The sequence below is a fragment of the bacterium genome (genome assembly GCA_035281585.1).
In the GTDB taxonomy this organism is placed as follows: Bacteria; UBA10199; UBA10199; order DSSB01; family DSSB01; genus DATEDP01.
The window spans coordinates 1-18,893 of record DATEDP010000128.1; the positions used below are offsets into that span (position 1 = coordinate 1).

General features: G+C 61.3%; 19 protein-coding genes. 15 read left to right on the plus strand and 4 right to left on the minus strand.

Features of this window, described 5'->3' with window-relative positions:
- Both VJR29_11060 and VJR29_11065 read left to right on the plus strand, forming a co-directional pair.
- Positions 1-2,121: aminotransferase class I/II-fold pyridoxal phosphate-dependent enzyme (locus VJR29_11060; protein ID HKY63949.1), on the plus strand; the 2,121-nt coding region annotated here is incomplete at its 5' end.
- A 204-nt stretch (positions 2,122-2,325) separates the two neighbouring features.
- Positions 2,326-3,087, plus strand: coding sequence for a hypothetical protein (locus tag VJR29_11065; protein HKY63950.1), 762 nt, complete (start codon positions 2,326-2,328; stop codon positions 3,085-3,087).
- On the opposite strand, the gene VJR29_11070 is transcribed toward VJR29_11065, so the two are convergent.
- Positions 3,077-3,439: a hypothetical protein gene (locus VJR29_11070; GenBank protein ID HKY63951.1), complete on the minus strand. Its 363-nt coding sequence runs from the start codon at positions 3,437-3,439 to the stop codon at positions 3,077-3,079. The genes VJR29_11065 and VJR29_11070 overlap by 11 nt on opposite strands.
- Positions 3,440-3,488: 49 nt before the next feature.
- Between VJR29_11070 and VJR29_11075 the strand changes: the two genes are divergently transcribed.
- The 10 genes from VJR29_11075 to VJR29_11120 all read left to right on the plus strand — a co-directional run bounded on the left by VJR29_11075 (position 3,489) and on the right by VJR29_11120 (position 14,314).
- On the plus strand, positions 3,489-5,096 hold the full coding sequence (locus VJR29_11075) for a DUF885 domain-containing protein (protein HKY63952.1): 1,608 nt from the start codon (positions 3,489-3,491) through the stop codon (positions 5,094-5,096).
- Positions 5,097-5,123: 27 nt separating this feature from the next.
- Complete coding sequence (locus VJR29_11080) at positions 5,124-5,786, plus strand: HAD-IA family hydrolase (GenBank protein ID HKY63953.1); 663 nt, start codon at positions 5,124-5,126, stop codon at positions 5,784-5,786.
- Positions 5,783-6,487, plus strand: coding sequence for a hypothetical protein (locus VJR29_11085; GenBank protein HKY63954.1), 705 nt, complete (start codon positions 5,783-5,785; stop codon positions 6,485-6,487). Before VJR29_11080 ends, VJR29_11085 begins: the two co-directional genes overlap by 4 nt.
- 98 nt (positions 6,488-6,585) lie before the next feature.
- Complete coding sequence (locus tag VJR29_11090) at positions 6,586-7,749, plus strand: tetratricopeptide repeat protein (protein HKY63955.1); 1,164 nt, start codon at positions 6,586-6,588, stop codon at positions 7,747-7,749.
- 226 nt (positions 7,750-7,975) lie between these two features.
- Positions 7,976-8,431, plus strand: coding sequence for a hypothetical protein (locus VJR29_11095; GenBank protein ID HKY63956.1), 456 nt, complete (start codon positions 7,976-7,978; stop codon positions 8,429-8,431).
- Between the two features lie 466 nt (positions 8,432-8,897).
- The gene (locus VJR29_11100) at positions 8,898-9,254 is read left to right on the plus strand and encodes a hypothetical protein (protein HKY63957.1); all 357 of its coding nucleotides are present in this window, start codon (positions 8,898-8,900) and stop codon (positions 9,252-9,254) included.
- A gap of 137 nt (positions 9,255-9,391) precedes the next feature.
- Positions 9,392-11,374 (plus strand): (E)-4-hydroxy-3-methylbut-2-enyl-diphosphate synthase, encoded by a 1,983-nt coding sequence (gene ispG / locus VJR29_11105; protein ID HKY63958.1) that lies wholly within the window; start codon positions 9,392-9,394, stop codon positions 11,372-11,374.
- A complete protein-coding gene (locus VJR29_11110) occupies positions 11,371-13,086 on the plus strand; it encodes a proline--tRNA ligase (protein ID HKY63959.1) in 1,716 nt (571 codons plus the stop codon). Before ispG ends, VJR29_11110 begins: the two co-directional genes overlap by 4 nt.
- Positions 13,083-13,790 (plus strand): orotidine-5'-phosphate decarboxylase, encoded by a 708-nt coding sequence (pyrF, locus tag VJR29_11115; protein ID HKY63960.1) that lies wholly within the window; start codon positions 13,083-13,085, stop codon positions 13,788-13,790. The genes VJR29_11110 and pyrF overlap by 4 nt, the downstream gene beginning before the upstream one ends.
- A complete protein-coding gene (locus tag VJR29_11120) occupies positions 13,790-14,314 on the plus strand; it encodes a hypothetical protein (protein ID HKY63961.1) in 525 nt (174 codons plus the stop codon). The genes pyrF and VJR29_11120 overlap by 1 nt, the downstream gene beginning before the upstream one ends.
- Here VJR29_11120 and VJR29_11125 read toward each other — a convergent pair.
- Positions 14,289-15,089 carry a uracil-DNA glycosylase gene (locus tag VJR29_11125; protein HKY63962.1) on the minus strand — a complete coding sequence of 267 codons (801 nt, stop codon included), beginning with the start codon at positions 15,087-15,089 and terminating at the stop codon, positions 14,289-14,291. The two genes, VJR29_11120 and VJR29_11125, sit on opposite strands and share 26 nt — an antisense overlap.
- 34 nt (positions 15,090-15,123) lie before the next feature.
- On the opposite strand from VJR29_11125, the gene VJR29_11130 reads away from it, so the two are divergent.
- Complete coding sequence (locus VJR29_11130) at positions 15,124-16,038, plus strand: zinc dependent phospholipase C family protein (GenBank protein HKY63963.1); 915 nt, start codon at positions 15,124-15,126, stop codon at positions 16,036-16,038.
- Here VJR29_11130 and coaBC read toward each other — a convergent pair.
- Positions 16,019-17,338: a bifunctional phosphopantothenoylcysteine decarboxylase/phosphopantothenate--cysteine ligase CoaBC gene (gene coaBC / locus VJR29_11135; GenBank protein ID HKY63964.1), complete on the minus strand. Its 1,320-nt coding sequence runs from the start codon at positions 17,336-17,338 to the stop codon at positions 16,019-16,021. The two genes, VJR29_11130 and coaBC, sit on opposite strands and share 20 nt — an antisense overlap.
- Positions 17,339-17,367: 29 nt before the next feature.
- Here coaBC and amrA point away from each other — a divergent pair, with 29 nt between their 5' ends.
- Together amrA and VJR29_11145 are read left to right on the plus strand one after the other, a co-directional pair.
- Positions 17,368-17,931 (plus strand): AmmeMemoRadiSam system protein A, encoded by a 564-nt coding sequence (gene amrA, locus VJR29_11140; protein ID HKY63965.1) that lies wholly within the window; start codon positions 17,368-17,370, stop codon positions 17,929-17,931.
- Entirely contained in the window at positions 17,928-18,614 is a 687-nt protein-coding gene (locus VJR29_11145) for a phosphatase PAP2 family protein (protein ID HKY63966.1), read from the plus strand. Before amrA ends, VJR29_11145 begins: the two co-directional genes overlap by 4 nt.
- Positions 18,615-18,620: 6 nt before the next feature.
- On the opposite strand, the gene VJR29_11150 is transcribed toward VJR29_11145, so the two are convergent.
- Positions 18,621-18,893 (minus strand): arginine decarboxylase (locus tag VJR29_11150; protein HKY63967.1); only part of this gene is annotated, 273 nt, incomplete at its 5' end.

The following is an 18,893-nucleotide window of genomic DNA, read 5'->3' on the forward strand; positions in this document are numbered from 1 at the left end:
GTTCCCCAAGACGCCGGCACCGATATCTCCGGTTTGGCCCGACAGGAAAGTCAATCGGGCTTCCGTTTCGAATTTTTCCGCCCGGACAATGCCAAGGAATCGATCTCGGCGACCGAGGCGATGACGGTCCCAAATCCCCACCACATGCTCTATTTGATGGAAGGACGGCCTTATCCGGATTTGCTTCGGCAAGGCTTGGAGGCGCGCCTGAAGGAAGGCGGAAGGCTCGGCTATACGCCGAACGCCGGCTTCGAGAATTCGGCCCTCCGCGAAGGCTTGGCCCGAGAGCTGAGCCGCGATTTCGGCTTCCGTTTGACTCCCGAAGTCCTGCACCTCGGTCCCGATGCCGACACCGTGCTCCAAGGCCTGCTGCGGGTGTTGCCGACCGAGCGCGGCGTGCTCTTCGCCGGCCACGGCGCCGACACCGTCCCGCTCCCCCTCGAACCCTACACGCCGCGACTGGTTGGGCCCAACTTCGCGGCGATCGAAGCCGCGCTCGGCGAGGCCAATCCTTCGGTCCTGGTGCTGCAGTTGCCCCGGGATGCCTGGGCCGATCGCGCCGGTTTGAACCAGCTCCTTCGAAACAGCGCGGCCCGCGGTATCCACACCTTGGTTTTGGAAGACCAGCCTTTGCGCCTGTCCAACGCGTCCCATCCCTTGCTCGAGGTGCTGTCAGCCTCGATCCCGGCGGCCGAGCACACTCACATCCTCCATTCGCTGGACCGGCGCTACGCGACACCGGCCTTGCCCCTGGCTGCGCTGGTCAGCGGAAACCGGATGTTGCAGTTCTATATGAATCGTTACGCCGACCTGACCCACTCCCGGGCCTCCAGCTTGACCCAGGACGCCTATGCCCGGTTCTTGGAGCGGGCGGGGGAGAGCGAGCCGCTTCCCGAGGGCCTTCCCGGCGTCTTGGATTCGATCTTGACCACCTTCACGCCTTCGGAGCGGGTGGCCCGGGCCTTGGAGTCGAAGTCGGCTTTTGACTCCTCGCCGCGGGGCGAGCATCCCGATCCGATCGCGATGAATTTCGGCGAATCCGAATGGAATCCCCGAATCCGTTTGGGCGAAGGCTTGTGGGATGCGGCCCGGGCTCCGCGTGTCGAGTTGGAAAGCACCGCCCGTCAGGCCGTCGTCGAGTACCTCCTCCAGAGTCGCGGTGTTCGAGTCGAGCCGGAGCAAATCTTGCTCGGCGCCGGTGTTCAGCCCTTGTTGGTCAGCGCCATCCGCGGCTTGCGCGACATCAGCGGCGGCTCGCTTCAAGTCGCCGTGCCACGCCCGAGCTACGGTCTCTTCTTCCCCACGGTCGAATTGGGTGGCGCCAAAATGGTCGAGTATCCGACCCGGCCCGAAGGCCGCTTCCTGACCGAGAACGGCGCCCTCTTGCGGGAGCTCAACACCGGTTCCCGGCTTTCGGCCGTCTTGATCAATGAGCCGAACAATCCGGCCGGTCAATTCCACAGCCCCGAGAGCCTTCGCTTGATCTCCCAGCAAATTCGTTCGGCCAAGGGCTATTTGCTCTTCGACGACGTCTTCGGAATGTTGGATTTCGGGCGGGGCCGCCAACGTCGCACGCCTTCAATGTCCCTGCTTCAGCAAGAATTGGGCTCGCGCTTGGTGGCCTTCGGCGGAGTTTCCAAGGAGTTCGCGGCCGGCGGGCTGCGCTTCGGCTTCGCGCTGGTCGGGGATCCGAGGCTGGCTCAGGCGATGCAAAGGCACGCCGCCCCGTCGCCCGATCCGCTGGCCTTGACCGTGGCGCCGGCGATGCTGAGCCACTGGCGGCCGCTGGTCGAGGAGCATCGCACCTATCTGAGCTCCCGGGCCTACCAGCTGGAGCAGGTCTTCCGCGAGCGCCAGCTGCCGATCTTGGAGGCCCAGGGCGGATATTCGCTGCTCGCCAACCTCGAGTTCCTTTACGGGCGTCGGATGCGCTTGCGCGGCGGCGGCGAGGCCGTCCTCGGGCCCAACAACCTCCACGATTTGCTCTACAGCGAGGCCGGTCTCAAGGTTTACTCGGATGCCTGGGCTCATCAGCCTCATCACTACCGTCTCGTTTTTTCGATCGATCGCATCGAAGAGGCGGCGAATCGGCTGCGAAAATTTTTCCGCGCCGCGCGATAGTGGTGTCATCCCGAGCGAAGCGAGGGATCCTTGCGGAGTTTCTTTAAGCCAAGAGACTCCGCAAGGATTCCTCGTCGCTTCGCTCCTCGGAATGACCTGCTCATTCACCTTGACTTCTTTTCGGCCCGGCGTAATAAGGGGGCCTCTTCCAGGAAAATTCATCGGTCCATCCGTGGACTTATCCACAGCGGAGGCTTGTTCATCATGAACGTCTACTCGGTCCGTCTTTTGCCCAGCCTGAAGATCAAATTGTGTCAATTCCTTGGCATCGCCACCTCGATGGCGGTGGAGGAGCTCGGCCTTCGCCTGGAAAGCCTGGAGCGGAAATTGGATCGCCTCGATGTCCAGCTCCGCCGTTCGGCCAACCGGGTCCTGCCGGTTCTCGAAGGCCGGGTCGGCGCCAAGACCGTAAAAAAAAAACCAAGCTTATCGCGGCCGGCTCGCCCGGTGGCGGCCGTTACGCCGCCTAAAAAGAAACGCCCCGAGCTCAAGCCCCTTCCGCCTCCGGTCGAAGAGGGCGCTGGCCCAAGCTTGAGCCCGGCCGAAGTGGCGGCGGAATTGGCGGCCTTGCAAGAAGCCGCCCCTTTGCGGCAGCCCGAGGCCCTGGTCCTTCTCCAAGCCGACGAAAACACCCGGCGCAGCGCCGCCGAGCACTTCGGACCCGAGGTCAAGATCCTCGAAGCTTCCGAGCTGGCGGACTTGGAGGTCGCCTTCGACACCCATCAAGTTTTAGCCTTGTTTTTTGACCGGGCTCAATTGGGCCAGCCCGAGTTTCGCGGAACCCTCGAAATTTTGGCCCAAGCCCACCCCGAGACCCGGATGATCGGACTGTCGAGCTATCTCACCTTGGCTTTGGCCGATTCTCTTCCTCAGCGCGAAGATTTCGCGACCTTTCTGACCCGGCCGCTGAGCGCCCAAGCCCTGGCCGAAGCCTTCGGCGGCGCCAAACGCCAAGCTATCTCCTGAAGGGGTCGACTTCACCCGGTTTGAGCGGAGTCTTGGGGCGCTTCTTCTCCTCTTCCCGGATGCGACGGACTTTTTCGGCGTCGGTGTCGGTGGGTTGGCCCACGGTTCGGGCCAGCTCGTTGGTCATCCGGGCGGTGATCAAGTCGCGAATGCTGCCCTGACCCTTGATGTCGGCCTCGAGGAACTTCTCGATCTTCTCGTTGCTCGCCGAAGTCGCCATCAAAGCGTCGAGCATGTCGCGGAAGGAGAAGGAGGGGCCGAGCCGCCCGATGACGTCGAGCATGCTCTGGCAATCCTTGCACACCGGCTTGAACCAACCGGCCTTTTCTTGACAATAAAGGCACTTTCCCAATTCAATTCTCCTTCATGACCAGATTCCTTAATTTTTCGAGGAGAAGAAAGTGAAATCTCTCGTCCAGGAATACCTTCAAGAGCTTTTCGACTTTCAACCGGTCTGGGCCTTGGCTTCGGGGCGGCTCCAGGCAGCGGCCAAGACCGCCGATTTGTCGGAGGCCCGGATCGCCCGGCACCTGGCCGCGATGGCCAAGATCTCGCGGAAGCTTGGGCGGGCTCGGCCCCGGGCTTGGGGAGAGGCTCGGCTGGAATGGGAGCTGCTTCGCAGCGACGTGAAGCTGCGGGAGCGGGAGTGGAAGCGGACCCGCAAATACCGGATCGATCCCTCGATGTATGTCGGCGAGCTGACCTATGGCCTTTGGTACCTGTTGCTCCGGGTGGATTCGCCGAAGCTCAAGGTCGAAGCCGCTTTGGCCCGGATGAACGAGGCCGGTAGCCTGTTGGAGGCCGCCCGGCGAAACCTGCGGCGGCCGCCCCGGCTTTGGACCCGGTTGGCGATCGAGGAGACCGGCGGATTGTTGGCCTTCCTGGCCGACGTGCGGGCGGAGCTGCTTCAGCTGGCGCCGAAGCGGGCCGCCGAGATCCGCGCGGCTTACGCCCGGGCCAAGGCGACCGTCGAGGGCTTCCGCGAGTTCTACCGGGGGCCCTTGCTCAAGCGCTCGACCGGACGCTTCGCGGTGGGCCGCCGGGAATATGATTTCTTGCTGAAGAACTACCACCACTACACGATCGATTCGAAGCGGCTGCGCCGGATCGGCGAGGAGCAATTCAAGCTGGCCCGCCGAGCCTTGGTCGAGCAAGCCCGGCGCATCGATCCGAAAAAGAGCTGGCCGGGCTTGGTCGAAGAGGCCAAGCGGCGCCATCCCTCGGCCGAGCGCCTGCTTTCGGTCTACCGCCGCGAGACCGCCGCGCTGCGCAGCTTCGTCCGCCGCAATAAAATCGTCAGCCTGCCGCGCGGCGAATCGCTCCGGGTCATCGAGACGCCGGAATTCACCCGCAACACGATTCCCTTCGCGGCCTACGTCGACCCGCCGATGTTCGGCGGCAAAAACCAAGGCACCTTCTTCGTCACGCCGGTCACGGCCAAAGGCAAGAAACGGGAAGAGCTGCTCGGCGAGCACAGCTACGGGGCGCTGCGGGTGACCGCGCTTCATGAGGGCTATCCCGGCCATCATTTGCAGTTCGCGGTCCAGAAGCATGCTCCGGGCACGATGATGAAGATCTACAACTGCAGCAGTTTCTTCGAGGGCTGGGCCCTTTATTGCGAGGAGCTGATGCACGAGGCCGGCTACTACGACGATTGGGGCCGGCTTCTGCAATTGAAGGACAAGCTGTGGCGGGCTTGCCGCATCTTGGTCGACGTCGGCCTTCATACCGGGACCATGAGCGATGCCCAAGCCGTGCGCTTCATGGCCAAGGAGCTCAAGATGAGCCCGGCTTCGGCCCGGGCCGACGTCAACTGGTACACGATGCGGCCGACCGTGCCGCAAAGCTATTTGACCGGCATGCTTCGCCTCCGCGAGCTTCGCGAGAAGTGCCGGCGAAAGTGGGGGAGGAGATTTAATTTCCAGCGCTTCCACGATGCGGTCTTGCGCTACGGCGCGATTCCGGTTCCCTTGCTCGAAAAGGTCTTGCTCGCAAAGGGCCTTGCCTGAACCAAGCCGTCTGCGTATAGCTTGGCCATGGCGCCGCTGCTGATCTTCGACCTCGACGGAACCCTCATCGATTCCAAAAAGGACATCGCCAACAGCCTCAACTTCGCCTTGGAGGAAGAGGGCATGCCGACCTTGCCCCATGAGCAGATCGAGGCCTTGGTCGGCCACGGCGCCCGGACTCTGGTGCGCGACGCCTTGGGTCATCCGAGCGAAGAGAAAGTCGGCCGGGTTTTCCAAAGTTTTTGGCGGCGCTACCTCGATCACTGCCTGGATGAAACCCACCTGTATCCCGGCGTCGCCCGTTTCCTCGCAAGCCATGCCGATTGGCCGATGGCCGTGGTCACCAACAAGCCTGAAGTGTTTTCGCAAAAGATATTGGAGGGCCTGAAAGTCCGCTCCCATTTCCGCTGGCTGATCGGCGGCGACACCCTGACGGTGCAGAAGCCGGATCCGGCGGTTTTCGATCCGATCTTCCAGGAGTGGCGGGGCGAGGGACCGGGCCTGATGGTCGGCGACTCTCACGTCGATATCGAATGCGGCCGGGCGGCCGGGTTGCTGACCTGCGCGGTGACCTACGGTTTTCGGACGAGGGAAGAGCTGGTCGAATGCCGGCCGGATTTTTTAATCGAGAGCTTTTCCGATTTCGACGACCTGCCATTTTTCAAAGCTCGGGCGGAGGCGATGGAATGATCCGCCGATCTTCCGCCCGTCTCGCCATCGGAATTTTCGCTTTGGGCCTTCTGCTGCCTTTGTCCTCGGCCGAAGCCAACAAGAAGAAAGAATCGGGCGGAACTCCTCATTGGGTCGCCGATGTTCCCATTCCCAAAAATGAAAAGCTCTTTTTGGTGGTGAAAGGCAGCTTCGCCGACAAGAGGTCGGCCGAGGAGCTGCGCCGCTTCATCCAACAATTGATGGTCAAGGTGCCGGGCGACGGTATCGACGACAGCGGGAATTACTCGGGCTTGCCCCCGGGCAAATACATCGTCGGCATGCTCTTCGACACTCGCGAGCGCGCTCTCTGGTGGCAGGACTTTTCCTATCGCAACCGCAAGGTGGGGAAGGGCACCATCAAGGAAGTGACGGTGGTGAAGGATAGCGACCTTCCTTATATGCCCTCAGCCTCCCGTCCCCGGCCCAAGGCCTTGGTTTCCGAGGAGGAGGCTCTGGCCCAGGTCAAGGCTCTGCCCGACGTCAAGCGTTTGGCCACCCGGAAGAAGCTGCGCTATAAGTTCACCGATTATCCGCGCAATGGCGACCTTCGCTATGAGATCGAAATCATGGAAGATAAAGGGAAAAGAGACCCGGTCATGGTCGATTTCGTGATGGTCAGCGCGATCAGCGGCCAGGTGGTGGAGCGGCTCTCCGAGGCCCTCGGCCAAAAAATCGAATAAGTAGGAAATGGTACACAACTCAGGCTGGGAAGGCCTCGATAAAACCTCAAATCGGCTTTACCAATTTGCAACGCTTTCAAGCCTGAAAGGGCCCCTGATTGACGCCCCCATACCAGCTCCAGTTTGCGGGTGATACCCAGACCCGAGGCCTTTACCAAGACCTCCTCGCCGCCGGTGAGACCGATGCCACTCTGGACTCCGGTTTTTCCTCGCTGTCCTATTCGGGCATACGGCGAAGCTCCACCCAAGGGGCCACCGACCGTCGACTGCAGGGCGCCGAGCTTTTCGAAAAGGCGGTTTCCCGTCCCGCGGCCTACCGCCGCTTCGCTTTGGAGCCCCTGCCTTGGCAAGCCTCGGGCGATGCGACTTCGGTGGAGGTGTTGCGCCGTTTCGATGCCAGCGTGGCCGCCTGGCGCACGGACAACAATCTGCCCAGCGGCGTCAACCGGGCCTTGGCCCAGCATGTCTTCGATTGGGTGACCTCCAGCTCCGGCCTCGGACTGACGATCGTCGAGAATGAGGCGGAGCGCAACGTCGATCAAGTCTTTGCCAGCCGCCGCGGCGACTGCACCGAATCCACCAAGACGCTTTTGAACTTGCAGAGCCGGGTCGGCTTCAATCCTTACCCGGTGTGGGTTCACGTCGATAGCGACGGCAACCGTGCTCAGCACATCGTCACCGGCTTGGACATCAATGGGCAGACTTACCTGCTCGATCCGGTGTTTGGGGGCTTCAACCAGCCTCACCGCCGCTACACTCGCCTGAGCTTGAGGGAGTTCCTGGCCTGGCATTGGAATAACCGAGCGCTGGACCTGCGCAGCTCGGCTCCCCAGACGGCCCTGACTCGATTCACCCGGGCTCTTCAAATCGATCCCAACAATCCTCATATCTTGCTGAACCGCGGCATGGTCCGCCGGGACAATCTCAGCGATGCGACGGGAGCGAGGGCCGATTTTCAAGCGGCCTTGGCCTTGGATGCCTCCTTTTCACCGGCTTCCTTCGAGCTGGGGAATATGGCCTTCGATGCCGGCAATTACGGTGACGCTGCGACCTTTTACCGCCAGGCGGTGACCTCCGATCCCCAAAACCCCGGCTACCGGCGTAATTTGATTCTGGCCCTTGGTCACTTGGGCCGGACCCAGGAAGCGGGTCCCCATTTCACCATTCTTTGCCGCCTTGACCCGGATGCCCGGGACCTGGCGCGGCTGGCTCGAACGATCGGAGCCCGGTATACGGCCAGGCCGGTGGCCACCACCCGCTGATTTCGGGGTTCTTCCTCCCCCGCCTTTTCCTTCACTTGAGGTCTCTGCCCCCAATTTCGAGGAAAATGCAGTCCTGAGGAATTTTCATTTTTCAAAATAAATCATTTAATATCATATAGTTATAAAATATTAAGCAACCTTTCAGCCCTGGCACCACCTTTGCTTTAAAGTCTGGTGCACACGTTCTAAAGCGTTGCCGGGGGCATGCTGAAGAAGGAGCATGGCCATGGCCACGCAACTGATCAGCAAGCCGAAAAATTCTTCCCTCTCGAAATTCCAAAACATCATCGCTTCGAAGTCCTTCACCCCGGTTGCCGAGCTTCCGGCCCTCCCGATCGCGACCTTCGCCACTACTGCCAACGTCCCCAGCCTCGATACCCAGGCCCTCCAAGCCGCCTTCGAAACCGAACTGAACACCGTCAAGGCCAGCCTCCTGAAGGCCCAGCGTTCAGCCACCCTGGCCCGCAGCCAGTCGCTGAGCAGCACCCAGGCCCAGTCGATGAACCAGGAAGCCCAGAACAGCTACGATGCGGCCCTTGCCTCGCTGAAGAAGCTGGTTTCGATCTCCAACCGCCTCGGTGGTGAGAGCCGTCGCAAGGCCCGCATGATCGAGGGTGCCGCCGAGTGGCGCCAGGTTCGTCACAGCATTGCCCGCAACCTTCAGGTCGCTTTGGCCGCCTAATCGAGGCCTAGAAGCCCGGATTTGGGCGAATTTGAGGGGCTAGACCCCCAAAAATCCCGACCCAATACCGTGCGGCGCGTCATTCCTTGGGTCTAGCTTCAATCGGAGAAAACCTCATCTAAAATAGCTAGTTAGGACTTTGTCGGTTCCCGTTTCACCGCGGATTTGCGAGCTTGGCACATCGGTTGCTAATCATTCTGCTTGGATGAGAAGAGGCGCCGGACTCCAAGGCGCTGTTTGAAAGGGGACACATCTAATGGCACCCAAAGCTCCTAAAGCGACCGAGACCTCCGGCAATAGTTTTTCCTTCGGGGATTTTGCCGCGCTAAATGGCTCTCTCGGTAGTAAACCTAAAGGCTCTGGCAAATCGGGCAAACCGGCTCCAACGGCCAAGCCGAAATCGACGCCTGTTCAAAACAACGAAGTTTCGCGTTCCGGCATCATCATGCTGGGCGGACTGACTATCATGAGCGACAAGCAACGGAAGAAGGCTCTCAATGCGGGCGAGTTGCCCAAGTGGCGGCCCTACGTGGCTTCGTCCCACGTGAGCGGCACTTATACGCCCAAGGGCGTGAAGCCGCTGCGTCCGGCCGCTGGCGCGGTTCCGGAGCGTGCGACTGGCAGCGTTTCGCGGCCGGCCGGACGTGGAACCACTCACAAAGTCAACGTTCCGCATCCCAACAATGCCTTGGGCGTCATGCCCCGGCCGAAGCCCGGTTATCAGCTCCTCCTCGGAGCCACCATGACCTACGGCGGGGAAACCAAGCTGAACAATGGAAAGCCGATCGACGCCAACTACTTTGAAGACGCCCACTTGTTGTAAGCGTTGAGCGATTTGGGGGTACACGGGGTCAAGCCTGGGGGCTTGACCCCTTTTTTTTGCCGTGTTTAAACCTCGGCAAGACCCGGCATTGCCGGGTCGCGCAGCAAATTCGCAGAATTTGTCGGAGTTTAATAATCATGGGCAGCTACACCTCCTCGCTCTTCTCCTACCAGCGCCGCAAAACCCGCGAAGTGAAGGTTGGCAACGTCGGCGTCGGTGGCTCCAATCCCATCCGTGTCCAGTCGATGACCATCTCCGACACGATGGATACCGAGGCGGTGGTGAAGGAGGCGCGGGGCCTGGTCGAAGCCGGCTGCGAGATCGTCCGGATCACCGCCCCCACCATTCATCACGCCGAGAACCTCAAGAACATCCGGGCCCGGTTGCAGGCCGAAGGCATCAAGGTGCCGCTGGTGGCCGACATCCATTTCACGCCCCAGGCCGCGATGATTGCGGCCGATCACGTCGAAAAGGTCCGGGTGAACCCCGGCAACTACGCCGACCGCAAGCTCTTCGCGGTCAAGGAATACACCGACGCCGAGTACGAGGCCGAGTTGGCGCGGATGGCCGAGAAATTCATCCCGCTGGTCCGCAAGTGCAAGGCGCGCGGGGTCGCCATGCGCATCGGCACCAATCACGGCAGCTTGAGTGACCGGATCATGAATCGCTATGGCGACACGCCGCTGGGCATGGTCGAATCGGCTTTGGAGTTCGTCCGACTGGCCGAAGCCGAGAGCTATAAGGATCTGATCATTTCCATGAAGGCCAGCTCGCCCTTCGTCATGATCGAGGCTTACCGATTGCTGGCTCAACGGATGGCCGAGTTGGGCATGGATTATCCTTTCCACCTGGGAGTCACCGAGGCCGGGGAGGGCGAGGACGGCCGGATCAAATCGGCGATCGGCATCGGTTCGCTGCTCGAGGACGGCATCGGCGACACGGTCCGGGTTTCGCTGACCGAAGACTCGATTTACGAAATTCCAGTGGCTCAGGCCTTGGTCCGTAAGTTCAACCGCCTGCAAAACGCTTCGGTCGCCCCTTCGAGCGAGCCCATCGAGATCTCCTGGAACCCGATGGAGCGAAAGCGTCGCGACAGTCAGGCGGTGCTGGCCGAAGGCTGGAAGCTGGGAGCGGCCGCGACTTACGCCGTCGTCGTGACCTATCCCTTAAGCACTTCCGATGTTGGCGGTTTGGCCGAGCTCGAGGCTTGGGTCAAGCAACGCAAGGCCGATGCTCCGAAAATGGATTTGCTCTTCCTGGACCCGCCGGCGGGAGTTTCGCCGGAGGAGCTCGATGCCTTGCGGGACAAAGCCGCCGGGCTTTTGCCCGAGATCCGTTTGGGATTGGTCACCCGCGATCAATCGGCCGCCCGCGAGGCCTTGGTGGTCTGGGACGCCGCCCGTTTCCACGTCTCGCCGGCCAGCGAGGACTTGGCGATCAAGGATTTGGCGCGGTTGGCCCAGAAGAATCATAAAGTCCTCGATCTACGCTTTTCCTCGGTCGAGGAGCTGAAGAAGCGGCTCGAGGTGCTGAAGCTCGCCGCCCCGGTTGTCCTCAGCCTCGAGTCGAGGAGCTCGATTGCGGACTATCGCCGGGCCGCCGCCATCCTCGACAAGGAAGGCGTTCGCCATCCGCTCAAACTGTCGATCGACGCCTCGGCTCTGGAAGAGCCGATCCTCGAAGGCTCCTCGGCCCTGGGCTCGCTCCTGATGGACGGTCTGGGCGACGCGGTCGAGGTTCGAGGGACCTCGGTCGAGGAATCGGTTCGTCTCAGCTTCAACATCCTCCAGGCTTCGCGGCTTCGGATCAGCAAGGCCGAGTTCATCGCCTGTCCTTCCTGCGGCCGCACGCTCTTCGATCTTCAGACCACGACCCAGCGGATCAAGGCCAAGACCCAGCACCTGAAGGGCGTGAAAATCGCCATCATGGGCTGCATCGTCAACGGCCCCGGCGAGATGGCCGACGCCGATTTCGGCTATGTCGGCGGCGGGCCCGGGCGGATCCACCTCTACGTCGGCAAGGATTGCGTCGAGAAGAACATCCCCTCCGAGATCGCCGACGAAAAACTGATCGAACTCATCAAGAAACACAACCGATGGGTGGAAGCCCCAGCCTCATGAAACAATCCCTGCTCTTGATCCCCACCCTCCGCGAGGCCCCGGCCGATGCCGAGGTCATTAGTCACAAGCTCATGCTCCGGGCCGGAATGATCCGAAAGACCGCTGCCGGAGTTTACACCTTCTTGCCTTTGGCGTTGAGGACGCTGGAGAAGATCGAACGGATCATCCGCGAGGAGATGGTTCGGGACGAGGCTCAGGAAGTGCTTTTGCCGATGGTGATGCCGGCCGAGCTTTGGCAGGAGACCGGCCGCTGGGATTTCTACGGGAAGGAGCTGCTCCGCTTCAAGGACCGCCACGACCGCGATTTTTGCCTGGGACCGACCCATGAGGAAGCGGTGACCGATTTGGTGCGGCAGAATGTCAGCTCCTACCGCCAGCTTCCGCTCAACCTCTTTCAGATCCAAACCAAGTTCCGCGACGAGATCCGGCCGCGCTTCGGCTTGATGCGGGGCCGCGAGTTTATCATGAAGGACGGCTACTCCTTCGATGTCGATGAAGAGGCCGCCAAGAAGACCTATTGGCGGATGTACGAGGCTTACAAGCGCATCTTCGCCCGTTGCGGCCTGGTCTTCCGGCCGGTCGAGGCGATGACCGGCGCCATCGGCGGCACTTTGAGCCACGAGTTCCAGGTCCTGGCCAAGAGCGGCGAGGACCCCATCTTGACCTGCACCCAATGCGATTATGCCGCCAACGTCGAGAAGGCCGCCTTGAAAACCGTGGCGGGCATGCCCCAGGCCGCCGTCGGTGGAAAATTCCAGAAAGTCGCAACGCCGGGGAAGACCAGCGTGGAGGACGTCAGCCGCCTCCTACAAAAAACACCGGCCCAATTGCTGAAGATCGTGCTTTTTGAAACCGAGAAGGGCCCGGTGGCTGGGCTGGTCCGCGGCGACCACGAGATCGTCCCGGCCAAACTGCAGCAGGCTTTCAGCGCCAGTAAGCTCGAGATGGCGACGCCGGCGACCATCGAGAAGCTGGGCAGCGCCGTCGGCTTCACCGGACCGATCGGCCTGAAGATCCCGATCTACGCCGACGCCGCGGTGGCCGCGATGAGCGACTTCATCGCCGGCTCCAACGAGCGTGATTTTCATTTGACCGGCGTCGAGCTGAGTGACTTCAAGGTCGAGGCTTTTGTCGATCTCCGCCGAGCCATGCCCGGAGATCCTTGTCCAGCCTGCACTGGCGGGGTGTACGAAGAACACCGCGGGATCGAGGTCGGTCATGTCTTCTTCCTCGGCACCAAGTATTCGGAATCGATGAAAGCCAATTTTTTGGACGAGAAGGGCCAGGAGCGGATCACGGTCATGGGTTGCTACGGCATCGGTGTCAGCCGGACCGCGGCTGCCGCCATCGAGCAGAACCACGACGACAACGGCATCATTTGGCCCTATCCGATCGCGCCCTTCCAGTTTCATCTGGTCAGCCTGAACGTTGGCGACGCGGCGGTGATGGAAGCCAGCCGCCAGCTCTACCAAAAGCTCAGCGCCGCCGGCGTCGAGGTCCTCTGGGACGACCGCGACGAAAGCCCCGGCGTCAAGTTCAAGGACAGCGACCTTTTGGGCATCCCTTATCGGCTGGTCGTCGGCGCCAAGGGGCTGAAGGAGGGCCTGGTCGAGGTGAAGACCCGACGCGACGGCGCCTTGGAAAAAATCCCGGTCGAAAAAGCCGCCGACCGTGCGCTCGAGCTGCATCGCCGGGCGGTGCCGGCCTCATGAAGAAACTTTCCCCGCTCATCGTGGCCCTCGACGTCGAGACCATGCGCGAGGTTGAAGGCGTTCTGAAGAAGCTTGGACCGGCGGTCGATTTCTACAAGGTTGGACTGAAGCTCTTCACCCATTATGGGCCGGATTCGGTCAAATGGCTGCGCCGCAAGCGCAAGCGGATCTTTCTCGACCTTAAGCTCCACGACATCCCCAACACCGTTGCCGAGGCCTGCCGCGAAGCGGTTCGCCTCAAGGTCGACATGTTGACCCTGCACGCCAGCGGCGGCTCCGAAATGATGCGGACGGCCGCGGCCGCCGCCAAGGAGGAAGCCAAGAAAGCCAAGTCCGAGCTTCCTTATTTGATGGCCGTGACGGTGCTGACCTCGATGGACTCGCTCGGCGAGCTCGGCCTCGACGTGACGCCGGCCGAACAGGTTGGGCGCCTGGCGCGCTTGGCCCACCAATCGGGTATGGCCGGCGTCATTTGCTCGCCCCAGGAAATTCGCCCGATTCGCGAGGAGATCCCCCGTTCCTTCAAGATTGTGACTCCGGGCGTGCGGCCGGCCGGCGCCGAGCGGGGCGATCAGAAGCGGGTGAAGACGCCGGAAGAAGCCTTTGCCGATGGCGCCGACGCGGTCGTCGTCGGCCGCCCGATTCTGCAGGCCAAGGATCCGCGTGGCGTGGCGGTGGAAATTTTAAGCGCGTCGTCATCCTGATGCCCTTCAACTATTACAAACGCCTGAACCCCACCCAAAAAAAGATTTACCAGAAGAGCGCTGGTGTGACCTCGATCGTCATTCCCGGGCCCGAGCGCTTTCGGCCTTTTTTGGACTACATCGCCAAGGCCCTGGCAGCGGGACACCGCGACTACACCCAGCAAGGCGCCCAGGCTTTCGTCAACGCCCTGACCCGGGTGCTGAACGTCGAGGCGGTTGAGGTCAAGGTTTTGGAGAAGCGGCCTTCCAATGCCCGGGGCGAGCTTCATGGGCTTTATGAACGCGGCGGTCAAAGGCCCAGGCCGGTGATCACGGTGTGGATGCGCACCGCCAAGCGGATCCAGGTGGTGGCGTTCAAGACTTTCCTGAGGACCTTGCTCCACGAGGTGATGCATCACCTTGATTACACCCTCTTGAAGCTCCGCGATTCTTTTCATACCGAGGGCTTCTATCAGCGCGAATCGAGCCTCTTGAAGCAGCTTTGGGTCGAGCCGGCGGCTATTTCTTCCCCAAGCGCTCCATGACCTTTTGCATGTCTTCCCAGACCGGCCGCTTCATGCTCGGGTTCCGCAGCAGGAATGCCGGGTGGTAGGTCGGCATCAGGCCAATCGAGCCCTCGGGCAGGGAAGTGGCGAACTTTTCTTTCACCACCGCCGACGGCCAGGGGTGGAAGCGGCCGCGGAGGCCGGTGATCTTGGACTCGGTTTGGAGCAGGGTTTGGACGGCAAAGTTGCCTAGACCCACGATGACCTGAGGTTGAATGATCTCGATCTGGCGGAGCAGGAAGGGCTCGCAGGTGGTGATCTCGTCGGGCGCCGGGTTGCGGTTCTCGGGCGGGCGGCATTTGACGACGTTGGCGATGTAGATGTCCTCGCGCTTGAACTTCATCGCCTCGATGATCTTGGTCAGGAGCTGGCCGGCTCGGCCGACGAAGGGCTCGCCCTGGAGGTCTTCGTCACGGCCCGGGGCCTCGCCGACGAACATCAGGTCAGCCTGGGGGTTGCCGACGCCGAAGACCAGCTTGGTGCGCTTCTCGCAGAGCCGGCAACGGCGGCAATCCTCGCCGATCTCGGCTCGGAGCTCGGCCAGCTTGGCTTGGGAGAGCTTGAGCTCGCCCTTGTCGCGCGGAGCCTCGGTTTTGGCGGGAGCTTCTCGGATGGCCATGGTTTCGGTCCTTGGAGCCGGGGCCGGCTTGGCCTCGACCGCCTCCTCCAGCGCCGAGAAACGCGCGGGAATCTCGCGCTCGCCGGCCAGGTAAAGAGCCTCCAATTTTTTTCTAGCCAAGTCTTCCGTTTTCATCGGCTTTTGACTACGCTCGGTTCGGGTTGGAATTATGATCCTTTATGGCCTTTTGGCTTTCTTTGTCTATTTCCTTTTGCCGGAGCCGGCCTATGCCTGGGGACCGGGCGCCCATATGACCTATGCCCTCCACGCCCTGGCCCAGACCGCGGTCTTGGCCCCGGCCATCCGAGCCGCTCTCAGGAAGTTCCCGGACGTCTTCCTCTACGGGACCATCGCCGCTGACATCATCCTGGGCAAGAAATTCGCCGGCGACCTTTATCACTGCCACCATTGGGACGTGGCCTTGCCGCTCTTGGATCGCTGTGAGGACGAGCGGGAGCAGGCCTTCGTTTACGGCTACCTAGGCCATCTCTCGGTCGACACGGTGGCCCATAATTTTTTCGTTCCTTACAAGATCATCCGCTCCTTCGAGACGGTGGCCTTGCGCCACACTTACTGGGAAATGCGTTTCGACTTAAAGATGGATCCCAAGGTTTGGGAGATCTTGGAGAAGGTGGGACAGGGCGACTATACCGACCTCGACCGATTTCTCGAGCGTAGCTTGAAACGCACGATTTTCAGCTTCAAGACCAACAAGCACATCTTCGATAGCCTGCTGCTGGTGCAAAGGGCCAATAAATGGCGGCGGGCGGCCGAGCTTCTCTCGCGCAACAGCGAGTACAAGCTGGCCGAGCCGGACGTGGCCAAATACCGCGATTTGGCCCAAGAGGTCCTGATCGAGTTTCTTCAGGGCCCTTCCGAGGCTCGGGTCTTGCAAGCCGATCCGGCCGGACAGCTCAAGCTGCTCTACGCCAAGGAAATGGTGAAGGACTTGCGGAGCTACACTCGGCGCGGCCTCATCAGCAAGCCCAAGGCTCGGGAGCTGATCGCCGAAATCAAAGAGTCTTTGCGGGAGGGAATCTACAAGCCGGTCGACCTTCCGGTGATCACCGACGCGCTGTCGTAGGGGCGACCCTTGCGGTCGCCCCGGGCAGGGCGACGGCGATCGCCACAGATGGGGCGACCGCAAGGGTCGCCCCTACGCGTTTCGCCAAGAGCTTTTCGACTTCATCCAGGATCGCCTCGGCCACGGCGCTCTTCGGCATCTTGGCCAAGCTCTTGGCCTTGCCTTGACGGAAAAACAAAGTCACTTGGTTGGCGTCGTTGGAAAATCCGATGTCGCGGCGCGAGACGTCGTTGGCGACGATGAGGTCCAAATTCTTTTTCTTCAGCTTCTCCAGGGCGTGAGTCTTGAGCTTGTCGGTTTCGGCGGCGAAACCGACGACGATCTGGCCCGGCTTTTTCTCCGAGCCCAGGCTTTTCAAGATATCCCGGCTCGGCTTCAATTCCAGGCTCAGGCCCTGCTCCGACTTTTTGAGCTTTTTGTTCGACCGCAAAGTCGGTGCGTAATCGCCCACCGCCGCCGAGGCGATGAAAAGATCGGAGGCCGAAAAAGCCTTGTGGCAAGCCTCCATCATTTCTTCGGCCGAGACAACATCGATGCGCCGGACGCCCTCGGGCGTCGGAAGCGAGACCGGGCCCGCGACCAAGGTCACTTCGGCTCCGCGGCGGCGGGCCGCGGCGGCCAAGGCGAAGCCCATCTTTCCGCTGCTCGGATTGCTGATATAGCGGACCGGATCGAGGTACTCCCGGGTGGGGCCGGCGTTGATCAGGACTTTTTTACCGGCGAGACTTTTTTTTTTGGAGCTGCCCGGCGAACTGCGGAGGTTTTCGATGACGGCCTGGACGATGGTTTCGGGCTCGGCCAGGCGGCCTTTGCCCTCCCAGCCACAGGCCAGATAGCCTTCGGCCGGCTCGATCATTCGGCAGCCGCGGGATTGAAGCTTGAAGATGTTCTCCTGGACCACTTCCTTCTCCCACATGTTGACGTTCATCGAGGGGGCAAAGAGGATCGGGGCCCGGGTCACCAGAGCGGCGGTGGTCAGCAAGTCATCGGCCAGACCGGTCGCCAGCTTGGCCAATAGATCGGCGGTAGCGGGGGCGATCAGGAAAAGGTCGGCTTCATCGGCCAGCTTGATGTGGCCCATCTCGCTTTCCTCGGTCAGGCTAAAAAGGTCGCTGTGGACCGGATGCTGGGAGAGGGCCTGGAAGCTCAGGGCGGTGACGAATTTCTCGGCGGCCTTGGTCAGGATGACCCGGACCTCGGCGCCGCGCTCGGTCAGCCGGCGGGTCACCTCGCAAGCCTTGTAGGCCGCGATGCCGCCGGAGACGCCTAGCAGGATTTTCTTGTTTTTGAGATCATCCATGGGAGAACCTTGCTTCGAGGATAGTTAGGATGTCCGAGCTTGCCAAGCAGGAAAAAATCGAGCTGCTCCGCCTGGCTCGCCGCTCCATCGAGCTCTTGCTGCGGGAGAGACGGGCGGACGTTTTGGTTTCTGAGACCCTGGGCTTGGCCCGGCCGGGCGGGGTTTTCGTCAGCCTCCATTGCCAGGGCCATCTCCGCGGCTGTATCGGCCGGATTCGCAGCCCGGACCCGCTTTTTCGGACCGTCCAAGAGATGGCCATTGCGGCCGCCAGCCAGGATTTTCGCTTCTATCCCCTGCATCCCGACGAGCTTCCCGAGCTTGAGATCGAGATCAGCGCGCTTTCGGTCCCCGAGCCGATTCGGCCCGAGGCGGTCGTCGTCGGCAAGCACGGCCTGATCGTCACCCAGGGTTGCAGCAGCGGCCTCCTGCTCCCGCAAGTCGCCACTCAATACGGCTGGGACGCCGAGACCTTCCTCAGCCATACCGCCGAGAAAGCCGGACTGGGACCGCGGGATTGGAAAAGCCCGAAAAGCCGGATCGAGGCCTTTACGGCCGAGGTATTTTCTGAGAAGTCTCTTATGGAACTGGGATGAGGATGAAAGACCCCTTGGCTCTTAAAAAACTGGCGATGCTGTTCGGCAACCTGGCTTTGCACATCGTCGGTTATCTCGGCGTCAACGCCTACCTCGCCACCCAGGGCCGTAGCTACGACATCGCCATCGGCCTCGATCATCAAATACCCTTCATCAAGTACTTCGCGCCTTTTTATTCCATCGTCTACTTCATCCCGGTCACGGCGTTTTTCCTGATCTGGAGCAACTACGAGGCGATCAAGGCCGCGGCCAAGGCTTTCGCCGGCGCCGGGGTCTTTTGCTTCACCTTCTTCTTGCTTTTTCCGGTGAAGTACAACCTGCGGGTTGACTTGCAGCCGCCCTATGATTTCTTCACCAACGTCTTGCGCTTCTTTTACTACATCGACCAGCCTTACAACTGCTTCCCCTCGCTGCACGTCGCCCTGGCGACGATCAGCACCGTCATCATCCACCGCTACCGGCCCGGGCTGACGCCCCTCTTCGTCGTCCTCTCGGCGATCGTTTCCCTTTCGATCCTCTTCATGAAGCAGCATTACGTCCTGGATTTCGTTGGCGGGCTCGGCGTGACCTTGCTGATGTCGGTGATGTTCCTGCCTGTAGGGGCACCCCTTGCGGGTGCCCGAAGCAAGGTCGTCGTCGGTGCCGCAGATAGGGCGACCGCTAGGGTCGCCCCTACAGAATAGACAAGGTCAGGAAACGTTTCCCGGCGGCGGAGTCGCTCTAAGGTAGGTATACCCGTACATCGTCTCTTCGTAGAAATCGATGAGGTTGACCCCGTCCTTGGGCTTGATGGCGCCCTTGCGGACTTGTTGGTCGATCGAAGTCTTCACCGTCTTGACCAATTCGGAAGGCGAGTATTGGACCCGGGAAAGGACGTCCTTGACGGTGTCGCCGGGGATCACTTCTTCCAGGTAATAATCCTCGGGGTCCTCGTCATCGCAGAAAACGTGGACTTCGTTCAC